At 60.6% G+C, this 13824-nt stretch carries 12 protein-coding genes; 4 read left to right on the top strand and 8 right to left on the bottom strand.

Annotated elements, in window-relative coordinates; genetic code table 11:
- Positions 1-578 precede the first annotated feature (578 nt).
- Positions 579-1499: a helix-turn-helix domain-containing protein gene (locus tag PMI16_RS24890; RefSeq protein WP_034382280.1), complete on the bottom strand. Its 921-nt coding sequence runs from the start codon at positions 1497-1499 to the stop codon at positions 579-581.
- 129 nt (positions 1500-1628) lie between these two features.
- Between PMI16_RS24890 and PMI16_RS24885 the strand changes: the two genes are divergently transcribed.
- On the top strand, positions 1629-2795 hold the full coding sequence (locus PMI16_RS24885; protein WP_007884781.1) for a 4-hydroxybenzoate 3-monooxygenase: 1167 nt from the start codon (positions 1629-1631) through the stop codon (positions 2793-2795).
- Between the two features lie 71 nt (positions 2796-2866).
- Here PMI16_RS24885 and PMI16_RS24880 read toward each other — a convergent pair whose 3' ends face one another.
- The 3 genes from PMI16_RS24880 to PMI16_RS24870 form a co-directional block, all read right to left on the bottom strand.
- Positions 2867-3961, bottom strand: coding sequence for a porin (locus PMI16_RS24880; RefSeq protein WP_007884779.1), 1095 nt, complete (start codon positions 3959-3961; stop codon positions 2867-2869).
- A gap of 354 nt (positions 3962-4315) precedes the next feature.
- Complete coding sequence (locus tag PMI16_RS24875; protein WP_007884773.1) at positions 4316-5548, bottom strand: methyl-accepting chemotaxis protein; 1233 nt, start codon at positions 5546-5548, stop codon at positions 4316-4318.
- 228 nt (positions 5549-5776) lie between these two features.
- Positions 5777-6787 carry an AraC family transcriptional regulator gene (locus tag PMI16_RS24870; protein WP_007884771.1) on the bottom strand — a complete coding sequence of 337 codons (1011 nt, stop codon included), beginning with the start codon at positions 6785-6787 and terminating at the stop codon, positions 5777-5779.
- Positions 6788-7263: 476 nt separating this feature from the next.
- Here PMI16_RS24870 and PMI16_RS24865 point away from each other — a divergent pair, with 476 nt between their 5' ends.
- On the top strand, positions 7264-8169 hold the full coding sequence (locus tag PMI16_RS24865) for a LysR family transcriptional regulator (protein WP_007884765.1): 906 nt from the start codon (positions 7264-7266) through the stop codon (positions 8167-8169).
- 26 nt (positions 8170-8195) lie between these two features.
- Here PMI16_RS24865 and pcaD read toward each other — a convergent pair whose 3' ends face one another.
- The 4 genes from pcaD to PMI16_RS24845 all read right to left on the bottom strand — a co-directional run bounded on the left by pcaD (position 8196) and on the right by PMI16_RS24845 (position 11572).
- On the bottom strand, positions 8196-8966 hold the full coding sequence (pcaD, locus tag PMI16_RS24860) for a 3-oxoadipate enol-lactonase (RefSeq protein ID WP_007884763.1): 771 nt from the start codon (positions 8964-8966) through the stop codon (positions 8196-8198).
- A 115-nt stretch (positions 8967-9081) separates the two neighbouring features.
- Positions 9082-9993, bottom strand: a complete 912-nt coding sequence (catA, locus tag PMI16_RS24855; protein WP_007884761.1) for a catechol 1,2-dioxygenase — start codon at positions 9991-9993, stop codon at positions 9082-9084.
- A 91-nt stretch (positions 9994-10084) separates the two neighbouring features.
- Positions 10085-10375 carry a muconolactone Delta-isomerase gene (gene catC / locus PMI16_RS24850; protein WP_007884759.1) on the bottom strand — a complete coding sequence of 97 codons (291 nt, stop codon included), beginning with the start codon at positions 10373-10375 and terminating at the stop codon, positions 10085-10087.
- Positions 10376-10417: 42 nt separating this feature from the next.
- On the bottom strand, positions 10418-11572 hold the full coding sequence (locus tag PMI16_RS24845; RefSeq protein WP_034382274.1) for a muconate/chloromuconate family cycloisomerase: 1155 nt from the start codon (positions 11570-11572) through the stop codon (positions 10418-10420).
- A 379-nt stretch (positions 11573-11951) separates the two neighbouring features.
- Between PMI16_RS24845 and andAc the strand changes: the two genes are divergently transcribed.
- Positions 11952-13232: an anthranilate 1,2-dioxygenase large subunit AndAc gene (gene andAc / locus PMI16_RS24840; RefSeq protein WP_007884756.1), complete on the top strand. Its 1281-nt coding sequence runs from the start codon at positions 11952-11954 to the stop codon at positions 13230-13232.
- A 14-nt stretch (positions 13233-13246) separates the two neighbouring features.
- Positions 13247-13720, top strand: coding sequence for an anthranilate 1,2-dioxygenase small subunit AndAd (andAd, locus tag PMI16_RS24835; RefSeq protein ID WP_007884755.1), 474 nt, complete (start codon positions 13247-13249; stop codon positions 13718-13720).
- The last annotated feature ends 104 nt before the right edge of the window (positions 13721-13824 follow it).

Genomic DNA, 13824 nt, shown 5'->3' with positions numbered 1-13824 from the left:
TTTCCCCCTGCCGCCACCGGCTACTCTCAAGCGGACTTCGAGACTGGCTCGCTGCGCATCGCCAGGGGACGGTGGTGGTTTTAATATCTCCGGTCTCATTTGCTTCGTCGTTCCAACGCAAGTTGGAACTCAGCGTCGTGAATACGGTTGAGTGATGTACTGACGCCACTGGGTCCCAGCGTTCACTGGGACGACGGATTAAATGGTGACGGCAGAAGGTGGGAATCACGAAGCCGGAGGCGAGTAACCCCTGGCGAGGCGCAGCGAGCCAGGCTGGAAGTTCCGCTTGGAGCCAGCCGGTGATGCGATGCGAAAAATGGATTAAGAAGGAAAAACTGTCTGAGCGCAGCGAGTTTTTTTCCTTCCCATTTTTTGCTTCGCAGCACCGGGTACCCCCGAAGGGGGCTGGATCCCGCGGTCGCTTTTCTTTGCTCACTTTCTTTGGCGAGACAAAGAAAGTGAGCGGCTGCCGGGCCGCCCCCGGCGAAGGGCTGATCGAAGAAAGAACAGCCTGAACTACCGACAACAAGCAAGTCGGAACAAAACACAGCAAGCCACCATCAGAAAAACACTCCGCATCACCCCTCCAAACTCTCCCTCCGAAACTCCTTAGGCGAAACCCCCACCTGCCGCTTGAACAAGCGACTGAAATAAGCCGGATCCTGAAACCCCAGCTCATAGGCAATCGTCGCCACGCTCGACGGCACGTACGTCAGCTTGCGGCAAGCCTCCAGCATCAAGCGATGCTGCGTCATGTCGAACGCAGACTGCCCCGCCAGCTTCAGGCACAGCCGATTCAGACGGCTCGGCGTCACATGCAATTGATCCGCATACGCCCCCACCAGCCATTGCTCCTTGTAATGCGCCTCTACCAGCGTGCGAAAGCGGCTGAACAACTCGAAATCGTTGCGCCCCGACAAATCCGCCGAACGATGATCCGCCTCCAGCCGCACCAGCAACAGCAACACGCTGCGCGCCAGCCATTCCAGCATCAGCGTGTGACCGAACAGCGGCCAGGCCGATTCGGCGATGAGGTGGCGCAGGATGGCTTCGATGCGCTCGCGGATCTCCGGTACGCCCGACAGGTCGATCGCCAGCGGCTGCAAAAACAGCGCCGAAAAAATGTCGCTGTGCAAGCCCGCATCTTTGCCTCCACCGACCGAAAATACCACGTTCTGATCCACCGTCAGCACGAAGCCGACCGCCTCTTCCGAAAAGTCGAAACCATGCTCGACCGAGGGATGCAAGGTGATGACCACCGGCCCCTCGCGTTCCCAGACCTCGTCCTCGACCTCGGCGCGCACGTGGCCGGACATTAAAAAAAGTACCTGAAAAAGGCCGCGATGCGTATGCCGGGCGATATGCCAATCATGCAGGCGGCTGCGCGTTTCGATCAGTTCGATGTGCACGAACTCCGCGCCTTCGCTGCTTACAGCCTCGCCGTAGAGGGAGAACTGCGGGACCTCGCGTGCTCGTGTTGTGGACTTGCTGCTTGCCATGCGGACACCGCCGGGGGAATTGTGGGTGTCAAAATAGTACAAGTAATTTAAGAATTCATCCATTCTTTCCCAGCGCATCGCGGACTACGATGCAGGCATACAAAGAATTATTATTTACGGAGATATGCCATGCGCACCCAAGTCGCCATCATCGGCGCCGGCCCGGCCGGTTTGCTGTTGTCCCATTTATTGCATTTGCAAGGCATCGAATCCGTCGTGCTGGAAAGCCGCAGCCGCGCCGACATCGAAGCAACCATCCGCGCCGGCGTGCTGGAGCAGGGCACCATGGACATCCTGACCGAATCCGGCGTCGGCGAACGCATGCGCAAGGAAGGCGCCTTGCACCACGGCATCGAACTGGCCTTCGGCGGCCGTCGTCATCGCATCGACCTGACCGAACTGACAGGCAAGGCGATCACTGTCTATGCCCAGCACGAAGTCATCAAGGACCTGGTCGCGGCGCGCCTGGCGGCGCAGGGGCAATTGCTGTTCGAGGTCAGCGACGTCGTGCCGAAGGATGTGCAGACGGAGCACCCCTCGGTCAGCTTCATGCACGATGGGCAAGCGCAGCAACTGCAGGCCGACTTCGTGATCGGCTGCGACGGTTTCCACGGCGTATCGCGTCCGCAGATTCCGGAAGGCGTGCGCCAGGACTACCAGCGCATCTATCCGTTCGGCTGGTTCGGCATCCTGGTGGAGTCGGCGCCGTCGTCGGACGAGCTGATCTATGCACAACACCAGCGCGGCTTCGCGCTGGTGAGCACGCGCTCGCCGACGGTGCAGCGCCTGTACTTCCAGTGCGACCCGAAAGACGACGTCAACAACTGGTCCGACGACCGCATCTGGAACGAGCTGCATACGCGGCTGGAAAGCAGCGACGGCTGGCGTCTCAAGGAAGGCAGGATTTTCCAGAAGGGCATCATCGGCATGCGCAGCTTCGTCTCGACGCCGATGCAGCACGGCCGCCTGTTCCTGGCCGGCGACGCGGCGCACATCGTGCCGCCGACCGGCGCCAAGGGCATGAACCTGGCCGTCGGCGACGTGAAGGTGTTGTCGCGCGCACTCGATGATTTCTACAAGAAGGGCAGCAGCGACCAGCTCAACGCGTATACGGAGACGGCGCTCAAGCGCGTCTGGCGCGCGGAATATTTCTCGTGGTGGATGACCAGCATGCTGCATACCTTCGCTGACGCTTCGCCGTTCCAGCAGCAGATCCAGCGTGCAGAGCTGGAGAACGTGATCAACTCGCGCGCCTTGTCGACGGCGCTGGCGGAGAATTACGTCGGCGCGTTCTAAAAAGTAAAAGCGGCGCATGCACGATCACGCATGCATGCGCCGCCCCCTCAAGACCGAGGGACCTCGACATATCAGAAGGTGTGACGGACGCCGGTCATCACGCCGAACTGATTCATGCCGGCGCCGACGGTGCCGCCGACATCCAGGGGGATTGCCGCCGTGCCGGCGTTCTTCATGTAACCCACCGAGGTATACAGCGCGGTACGCTTGGACAGGTTGTAGGTCAGGCGCGCTACCGACAGCGTCGACTTGTTGGCCGAGCCCTTGATGTTCAGACGCGCGACCTGTGCATCCAGCACCAGCGCCGCGCTGAACGGCGTCGAGAATCCCAGGTAGTACAAATCGGAATCGGTGTTGACCGCCGCTGCCGCGCGCGTCTTGCGATCCATCACGCCCATGCCGATCTTGGTGCTGCCCAGCATGGCATAGCCGTTCAGCGTCACGCGCTGGTCGGTGTTGTCGCTGCTGGTCAAGCCGTTGGCCGCGCCGGTGTTGCCATACATGATGTCGTACGAGCTTGACACGCCGAAGCTCTGGCTGTCATAGGCAAGCATCGCAGTGACCTGGCGGCAGGCTTTCGCATTGCCCGCGACTTCGCCGGCACAGCCCGTGGCGCTGGCGCCGCCGGCTGTCGAGGTGTCGCGGCCGAAACTGTAGGTTGCGCCGACCGTGACGCCGGAGAACGTGCCAAGGTAGCCGATGGCGTTGTCGCTGCGCGCGTTCGGAATATAAGAGTCGATGCTGCTGATCGAGAAGATGTTCGGACCCATGACGTCCGACTTGGCGGTGACCAGGTAGGTCATGTTGACCTGACGGCCCAGCATGATGGCGCCGTAATTGTTTTTCAGGCCGACGAAGGACTGGCGACCGAACAGGCGGTTGCCTTGTCCCATGCCGCCGGTGTCGACGGCAAAACCGGATTCCAGCACGAACATCGCTTGCAGGCCGCCGCCCAGGTCTTCGGTGCCCTTGAAGCCGAGGCGCGACGGAAACGACGCCGTGAGCGACGGCATTTTTATCGCGGAATTGCCGGCGGCATTGGCGTTGGTGGTGTAGACGACGCCCGTGTCGATGATGCCGTAGATCGTCACCTGGCTTTGCGCCATCGCCTGGTGCGAGCATGCGGCGCCGAGCAAAACTAAGCTGCTGCAGACTAACTTGTTCATGATCTTCCCCATTGAAATGAAATTGCAGAATCAATCTGTCGGCGCCGCTGCTGTCATGGGTTGTAGTCCCCTGTCGTTGCTGCGCCATCGCTATGCATCGATCGTTCTCCGTCTCCCGGTGTCGATGCAATGTTGTGCAAGGATTTCTGTTTTTCTTGCGCGGCGTGCTGCGTGCCTGCGCAATGTCGTCTCTTGTCGAAGCGATCTTAGATAAACGGGAAGATGAAAAATATCCGGCGCTTGCACGTTCGGCATGCGCCAGTATCCGTTTTTTACGCAGGTTTCAGCATCGATGCATCGCGGTGCAAAATATGATTTTTATGGTGCAGGAAAGGCGTAGGAACGCAGGCGATTTCAGACCGCCGTCAGCAATGCAACCGGCGCCTGCGCCAGCTGATGCAGGCGCGCATCGGAGACCTTGAACGCCGATACCGACTGTTTGAGGCGACCGGCCTGTTCTTCCAGCGATTGCGCGGCGGCGGCGACTTGCTCCACCATGGCGGCATTCTGTTGCGTGGTCTGATCCATCTGCGCAATGGCTGCGCCGATCTTTTCAATGCCGTGCCGCTGCTCGATCGATCCCGCGCTGATGGCATTGACGATGTCGGAGACGGCGCTGATCGATTGCTGCACTTGGTCGACGGTGGTGTTGACCTCGTGCGCCTGGCGCAATCCGACCTGCACGATGCCGACGGATGCATCGATCAGCGCTTTGATTTCTTTCGCGGCCGCAGAGGAGCGATGCGCCAGATTGCGCACTTCGCTGGCGACCACCGCAAAGCCGCGCCCCTGCGCACCGGCACGGGCTGCTTCCACCGCGGCATTGAGCGCCAGGATATTGGTCTGGAAGGCGATGCCGTCGATCAGTGCGGTGATTTCTGAAATCTGTTTCGAACTCTGGTCAAGCCGGCCGATGGTCTCGCTCATGGTTTGCATCGACTTGCTGCCGGACCGCGCCAGGGCATTGGCGCTATCGGTCAGTTCGTTGGCGCGCAGGGCGTTGTCGGTATTGCTGCGAATGGCGTCGGTCAGATGCCGCATGCTGTGCGCGGTCTGCTCCAGCGATGCGGCCTGCTGTTCCGTGCGTATCGACAAGTCCATGTTGCCTGCGGCGATCTCGCGCGTCGCCGTGGCGACGGATGTCGCTGCATGAGCGACATCGACCACCACGTCTTCGACGCGCTGAAGAAAGCCGTCGAACGCGCGCGCCGACGTGCCGAACTCATCCTTGCGCGGACTGGCGGATCGTTTGGAAAAATCCAGGAAGGACGCCATCTCGCCGAACTTGCCGGTCTGCCGGTGCAGGCCGCCGCAGACCACGACGATCAGATGACGCGCGGCAAGCAGCGCGACGATGGCGCCTGCGATCATGCATGCGACGGCGATCCAGGTCATTAGCGCAGCGAAGTGCCGGCCATGTCCGGCCACCGCATCAACGCGTGGCGACAAGATGCGCAAGCCATCGATCTCCGCGGCCATCGCGTTTGCGATGGAGATGGCGCATGCGCCCAGTCCGAACAAGATCAACGCCGACAACAGGAATGCCAGCGTGAGCTTGAATCGGATGGAGCGAAAATAGTGATGCATCGCGATGTTTCCGTTCTTTGTCTGGTCGATTGATTTCCACGTCGCCGCGGGCGATGCATGGGGAGTATCCACGCGCTGATCTTAACGGGTGCCTGGCGAACGAAATATCCGGCGTTTGCAGATGCGTGTTTGCGTTTTATCCGTTTTTTGCGGGAGGCGATGAAGGAATGAAAAAACGGCATCCGGAGGATGCCGTTTTCCAAGATGATGCAGGAGCGGGAAGGGGACTTAGCGCGTGCAACCGCGCGTCTGCTTGGGCAGTTCGCCGAAACGTTCACGGTAATACGCCGAGAAGCGACCCAGATGGCCGAAGCCGAACTCGAAGGCGGTGTCGGTGATGTTGGCGCCCGGATGCGTGAGCAGCCGTTCGCGCGCAGCATCGAGGCGGATATTGCGCAGCAGGTCCATCGGTGCGACGCCATGATGCTGATGGCATAAAGCATTGAGCGCGCGCACGCTGACGCCTGCCGCGTTGGCCAGGTCGGCCAGCGCCAGCGGCGCGCACAGGCGCGTGCGGATGTATTTCTCCAGCATGTCCAGGCGCTGCAGCTTGCCCGCGCCGATCAGGCCGTCGGCCGATTCGTCGGCGGCGATGCCGGCAGCCGTCGGACCGGCAGTATAGGTGCTGGTCAACTGCGACAGCAGGAACTGCGCGGCTCCGCGTTCGAAATGACTGATCCACTCGGTGTGGCCGTCGTTCTGTCCCGGCAACGCCAGCACGCGCAACAGCGATTGAATCAGCAGATCCCAGTGCGGCGCGGCATGCTCCGGCAACAGGAATAGCGACGGCATGTTGGCAGGGCCGGATTGCCCTTGCGCGCTCAGCTCATCGAACAGCGCCATCGGCACCTTCAGGATCAGCTGTTCCGAACCGGCTTGCCACCACAGGCGCAAATTCCGTTTTGGTGCAATCAGCGCCGTCTTGCCTTGCGGGATGCACACTTTTTGTCCGTCGGCTTCAATTTCGGCGGTGCCGCTCAGGGTCATGTGGACCAGCGCGAAACCGTTGAACAGGCGTGGTCGCACGATCACCTCGGCGCCGTACTTCAACATGAAGATCTGCAATTGCCGGATTGCCGCCTTGAAGAGCACCGTGTCGACGTCGTCGCCCTTCCAGAACAGATCGTGTTCCGACAACTCATTGGCGACCTGCGCATGGCAATCCACCTTTCTGGTCGACTGGAATACGCGATGTCGATAGAGCGGGGCCAGGCTGAGCGATTGGCTTATGTTCTGCATGTTAACCTCTTAACGATGTCCCGCCGAGTGGGATGGGAGGACGATAGAGACCGGGTGTTGCCGAACCGCCGGCACGAAATTTTCCGCGCCTGATGCGGGAAAGCAAAAATTGGATCGTTGAAAATTCAGGTGTTCATCGATGACGCATGGCACGAGAATTCACCTGCAATCAGCCAACTGTCAGCAATTTCCATGCCCGGATTTTCGCCACGTCGACGTGCCGATGCGGCGCACAGGCCGATCTGGCAGGGCGGATGCCGGTAGCCGTCATCGCGCAACGCGGGGGTAAAAGGTGCTTCTCCATGCTTGTCTCCTGAGTTGTTTTTTTCTCTTGCGATCGGCCGACGCCATGATGTTGCACAGTCTTGCGCTGTCTTGTCTTTGTTATCCTGCGTGCAGATCGCTTTTAGATTCTATGCGCGGGCCGGTAAAACGTACAATATCAAATCGGCATCACCGTATGCTCCGGAGGTATATTGGAACTTCGTCATCTTAAATATTTCAACGCCGTCGCCAGCACGCTCAGTTTCAGCCGGGCTGCCGAACTGCTGCACATCGCCCAGCCGCCCCTGAGCCGGCAGATACGCCAGCTGGAAGAACTCGTCGGCGCCGAGCTGATCGACCGCGCATCGCGTCCGATTGCACTGACCATGGCCGGCAAATTTTTTTACGAGCAGACCGTACAGGTATTGTCGCGGCTCGACCAGATCGAAGAAGGCACGCGCCGCATCGCCAAGGGGCAGCAGCACTGGTTCAACATCGGTTTCGTCCCCTCCGCGCTGTATGGCCTGCTGCCCGAGCTGATCAAGCGCTTTCGCGCCGAGTTGCCGGACATCGAGATCGGTTTTTCCGAAATCATGACCATGGAGCAGGTCGAGGCGCTGAAATCCGGGCGCATCGACGTCGGCTTCGGTCGCCTGCCGATCAACGATCCCGACATCGTGTGTGAAACCATCATCGAAGAACCGCTGATGGCGGTGTTTCCGCTGGGCCATCATTTGCTGAAAAAAGCCAGGGTCGGGCTGGCCCAGCTGGCCGAAGAAAAATTCATTCTCTATCCGGCCAGGCCGCGTCCCAGTTATGCCGATCAGGTGCTGGAGATCTTCGCCAGCCGCGGCATGAAGCCCACCATCGTCAAGGAAGCCAACGAGATGCAGACCGCCATCGGCCTGGTCGCCGCCGGCGTCGGCGTGGCGCTGGTGCCGCGTTCGGTGCAGGGTTTGCATCGTGCCGACGTGGTGTATCGGCCGCTGGCGAACAAAGGCGTGTTCTCTCCCGTCATCATGAATTTCCGCGCCAGCGATCGTTCCGCCCTGCTGGAAAAACTGCGCGCGACGGCGGCGCACATCGTGCAGCAGAACATCCCGCACGATAGCGAATGACGAGGCCTGCGTGTGCGCCTGAATGTTCAGGCCAGGAATTTCGCCAGGCCTGCAGTGAATTCTTCGCCCGCTTCGACGTTGGATAAATGTGAAGCGGCCAGTTCCAGATAATCGGCGCCGGCAATCCTGTCCTGCAGAAAGCGCGCATCGGCCACCGTTGTCACCGGGTCGTGACGTCCGGCAATAACCAGCGTCGGCGCTTCGATGCGGGACACTTGTTCGCGCAGGTCGGCATCGGCCAGTGCAGTGCAACAGGCGGCGTATCCGCGCGGCGAACAGTGGCGCAAGTCGCTTACCATGGCGTCCACCAGCACCGGTGCGCGGGCAATGAATGCCGGCGTGAACCAGCGCCCTGCCGCGCCATCGGCGACGCCGTCCATGCCGTTTTCGGCGACCTGCGCCGCTCTGTCGCGCCAGCCTTCCGCGGTACCGATCTTCGCAGCGGAATTGGCGATGATCAGGCGTTGCACGCGGTCGGCTGCATGAATGCCCAGCCACAGGCCGATGATGCCGCCCATGGAGATGCCGCAGAAGCTCACCTTGTCCAGTTTGAGCTGATCGAGCAGATCGAGCACATCCCGGCCCAACTGCGCCAGTGTCGGCGCGCCGGCGGCGCCGGGACTTTCGCCGTGTCCGCGCGTGTCGTAGCGCAGGATCCGGTATTGCGCGCGCAAGGCGCGGGCCTGGCTTTCCCACAGCGACATGGTGGTGCCCAGCGAATTGGAAAACATCAGGACCGGCGCTTCCGACGGACCTTCCAGTGTGTAAGACATCGGTGCTGCTTGCGTAGTCGTCATCGCATTTCCTGCATGCTGCTGTTGTGAAAAAAAAGCAGGCCATGCGCTTGGCATGGCCCGATGTCGCATTCGTATCTTTACTCGTGCTTATGCTTGCTGTTGTCGCCGGGCTGTCTTATGCGGCAGCGCGATCGCGCCGGATCTCCGCCTTCGGCAAGTCGGCCTGCTCGACATGCAGCATGAAGTCGAAGTCGATGGAGTAGAACGGCGCATCCACTTCATGTTGGCGGATCGCCGCCGCATCGGTGACGTGCGTCATCTCCGGCACCAGGCCTTCGCGGGTGGCGAACGCGAAGTCATCCCACAGATACGGATCGCCGGCGATGTTGATCTGCGTGGTCAGCTTGCGATAACCTGGCGCAGAGACGAAGAAGTGGATGTGCGCAGGACGCGTGCCGTGACGTCCCAGCTTCTTGAGCAACTGATCGGTGGCGCCGCCCGGAGGAACGCTGTAGCCGACCGGCACGCGGCTGCGGAAACGGTAACGGCCTTCCGCATCGGTGCGGATGCTGCTGCGCAGATTGAACGGCGTCTGGCTCGGATCGAAGAAGGAATAGCTGCCCAGGTGATTGGCATGCCAGACTTCCACCAGCGCATGCGCCAGCGGCTTGCCGTCCTTGTCGCGCACCTGGCCCTGCATGAACAGCGTCTCGCCCGGTTGTTCATCCTGGTCGAGGCGGGCGAAACCTTTTTGCTCCGGCGCGCCGGCGACATACAGCGGGCCTTCGATGGTGCGCGGCGTGCCGCCGGCCATGCCTTGACGCGCTTCGGCTTCATCCATGCGCAGGTCGAGGAAATGCTCGAAGCCCAGACCGGCGGCGATCAGGCCGTATTCGCCGGATTGCCCCGCCGCGGTCAGATAATGAACGGCAGCCCAAAATTCTTCAGGCTGGACATCAAGCTCTTCCACCGTGTGGAACAGATCGCGCACAATGCGGTTGACAATCTCTTTGACACGCTTGTCTCCTTCTCCGGTCTCGGTGCTTTCGATTTTTTGCAGTACGGCGTCTATCGTCTTCTTGTCCATGTTCGTCTCTCTTTGTCTCTGATTGGCTTTTGGCTTGGTGCAGTTCAGTTGTGCCTGGTTGCGCCTGGTTGCGATTGCGGGTGTATCGATCTCAACGTTCGTCGTCGTGAATCGAAGAGGGATGGCGGCACAGCGCCTCGACTTCGATCTTCATGTAAGGGAACAGCGGCAGGCTCAGCAGCAGGTCGTGCAGCTCCGTCGAACTGGCGACGTCGAAGATGCTGACGTTGGCGTAGCGTCCGACCACGCGCCACAAGTGGCGCCATTTTCCGGAGCGCTGCAGGCTTTGCGCCAGTTCCCGTTCTTTGCTCTTGAGCGCATCGGCGGTTTCCTTGGGCATGGTGTGCGGCAGCTGCACATCCATAGTGACTTTAAACAGCATGTCGTCTCCTGTTCAGTGTAATAGGTGGTTTCATTCCGGCGTTCAAGACAGCGACACCAGGGTGGCTTTTCTGTCGCGTCGCAGGAAATTCACGCGGTCTTCGTCCAGCGTGATGCCCAGGCCCGGCGCATCCGGCAGCTCCAAAGAGAAATCGCGGTAGCGCAACGGTACGGTGAGAATTTCTTCCGTCAGCAGCAGCGGGCCGAACAATTCGGTGCCCCACGCCAGATTGGAAAACGTCGAGAACAATTGCGCCGAGGCCATCGTGCCGATCGCGCCTTCGAGCATCGTGCCGCCATATAAGCCCACGTTGGCCGCGGCCGCGATCGCCGCTACCTGCTGTGCGCCGGCCAGGCCGCCGGATTGCGCGATCTTCAGCGCGAACACATCGGCAGCGCCGCATTGCGCCACCCTGTAAGCATCGGCGGGACCGTGCAAGGTTTCGTCGGCCATCAACGGCATGCGATTCTTGTCGCGCAGGCGGCGCAAACCATCGAGATTGCCGGCGGCGATCGGCTGCTCTATCAAATCGACGCCTGCCTGTTCCAGCAGCCGCATGCCAAGCATGGCGTCGGTTTCGCTCCAGGCCTGGTTGACATCGACGCGCACGCTGCCGCGGTCGCCGACGGCGCGCTTGATGGCGGCGACATGGGCGACGTCGTCGCGTACGGCGCGCGAGCCGATTTTCAGCTTGAAAATATTGTGCCGGCGCAGCGACAGCATCTTTTCGGCTTCTTCGATATCGCGTCCGGTGTCGCCGCTGGCCAGCGTCCAGGCAATCGGCAGGGTCGTGCGCACGCGACCGCCGAACAGGCTGCTGAGCGGCACGCCGAGACGCTTTGCCAGTGCATCGCAGAGCGCGGTTTCGACGGCGCACTTGGCGAAGCGGTTGCCTTGCACGTTGTCATTCAGAAGTTGCATGCGCGCCGCCACCTGGTTGGCGTCGGCGCCCACCAGCAGCGGCGTCATGTAGGTATCGATGTTGACCTTGATGCTTTCCGGGCTTTCTTCTCCATAGGCCAAGCCGCCGATGGTGGTGGCCTCGCCGAATCCCGTCACGCCGTCGTTGCCGGTAATGCGCACCAGCACCAGCGTCTGGCGATGCATGGTGGTCATCGACAAGCGATGCGGTCGGATGGTCGGGACGTCGAGCAAGAGGACGTCGACGGTTTCGATGGAGGTAGGAGACAGGCGCAAGATATCAATCCGGTTCAGGTTGTTTTGCCGAATCATAGGAACAAACCGGCGTGCCTGTCCAAGACCAATTTCGATACCTTGCATACCTATTGGGTATAACAATGGGCAGGACCGCGTGACCGTTGCCGACGATGCAGTGCAGCAAGAACGCAGCAAGAACGCAGCAAGAACGCAGCAAGAACGCAGCAAGAACGCCGGCGCAAGCGCGCAGCCTTGCAAGGAGTGCTCCATCCGTTTGAAAGCGGCATGCAAAAAACGGATAGCGCGCAGGGCCAAGCTTGCAAACGGCGGATATTGCGGGAGAAGCGCTTTCCCTATGATGGGGCATCTGCTGGGCCAGGCATGGCCCGGCGTTTACCCAGGAATGAGGACACGCTTCATGAACAATACACCCCGGCTTGAGCAGGACGGCTACGCGCCATTGCTGCAGTTCCCGCGCACGGACGGCTCGCGCACTCCTTATAAAGTGTTCAGCTCGCAGGAGGTCTACGACCTCGAGCAGGAACGCATCTATCGCGGCGAGACCTGGAGTTTCCTCGCGCTGGAAGCAGAGATCCCCAACAACGGCGACTACAAGAGCACCTTCGTCGGCGATACTCCGGTCGTGGTCACGCGCACCGAAGACGGCGCGCTGGCAGCCTGGGTCAACAAATGCGCACATCGCGGCGCCATCGTCTGCCGCACGCCGCGCGGCAACGCCACTTCGCACAGCTGCGCTTATCACCAATGGAGTTTCGACACGCGCGGCAATCTGCTGGGCGTGCCGTTCCGCCGCGGCCAGAAGGGCGCCGCCGGCATGGCCAAGGATTTCGATCCGAAATGCCACGGCTTGCGCCAGTTGCGCGTCGAAAGCTATCGCGGCCTGGTGTTCGCCAGCTTCAGCGCGACGGTCGAACCGCTGGCCGACTATATCGGCGCGGAAATGCGTCCCTGGATCGATCGCATCTTCCACAAGCCCATCGTCTATCTCGGTTGCACGCGCCAGTACTCCAAGTCCAACTGGAAGCTGTACCTGGAAAACGTCAAGGATCCGTACCACGCCAGCCTGCTGCATCTGTTCCACACCACCTTCAATATTTTCCGCGTCGGCATGAAGGCGCGCTCTATCGCCGACAAGCATCACGGCCTGCACAGCATCATCACCGCGACCAAGAACGAAGCGGAAACCTCGGACGCTTACAAGCAGCAGGCGATTCGCTCCTTCGATGAAGGCTTCCAGCTGGAAGATCCGTCCGTGCTCGGCCAGATCAAGGAATACGAAGAGATGACCACCAACCACATCCAGCCTATCTTCCCGCAGCTGGTGGTGCAGCAGATCCACAACACGCTGGTGGCGCGCCAGTTGCTGCCGAAGGGGCCGGGCAACTTCGAACTGATCTTCCATTTCTTCGGTTATGCCGACGACACCCCGGAATTGCGCGCGTTGCGCATCAAGCAGGCCAACCTGGTGGGGCCGGCCGGCTATATCTCGATGGAAGACACCGAAGCGACGGAGCTGGTGCAGCGCGGCACCGCACGCGATCCCGACGATTGCTCCGTGATGGACATGGCAAAAGACAGTCCCGACCAGGAAGACACGCTGATCACCGAAAGCCTGATCCGCAAGTTCTGGCTCGGCTACCAGAAGCTGATGGGCTTCGAGAGCATCGAAAAAGCGTGAGCGAGGAAAACAAGATGGAAAAGATGACACTGTGGTTCGAACTCCACCAATTGCAGGAAAACTATATCCACGCGCTCGACAACGACCGCCTGGAGGACTGGCCGGAATTCTTCACCGACGACTGCCTGTACGAGATCGTCCCGCGTGAAAACGCCGACGCCGGGCTGCCGATCGGCATCATCTATTGCGACAGCAAGAAGATGCTGCGCGACCGCGTGCTGTCGCTGCGCCACGCCAACATTTTTGAAGACCACACCTATCGGCACATGACCTCGGGCCTCATCTTCAAATCGGTGGATGACGACACCGTCGACGCCGAATCGAGCTATGTCGTGATCCAGACGCTGCAAAACGGCGAGTCCTTTGTCTATCAGGCCGGCCGTTATCTCGACCGCGTGGTCAGGACTGCAAACGGTTGGCGCTATGCCAGCCGCCGCGTGATTTACGACACGCTGCGCGTGCCGACTTTGCTGGCGACGCCGATCTGAGGAATATCATGAGCGATTGGTTCGATGTCGGCAATGCCGACGACTTTGCCGACGGCGAGGTGGCGCCTGCCATGGCCGGCGGCCAGCCGGTGGCGGTGTTTCGT

The sequence above is a fragment of the Herbaspirillum sp. CF444 genome (assembly GCF_000282135.1).
In the GTDB taxonomy this organism is placed as follows: Bacteria; Pseudomonadota; Gammaproteobacteria; order Burkholderiales; family Burkholderiaceae_D; genus Herbaspirillum.
This window is presented reverse-complemented; position numbering and strand designations above follow the sequence as displayed.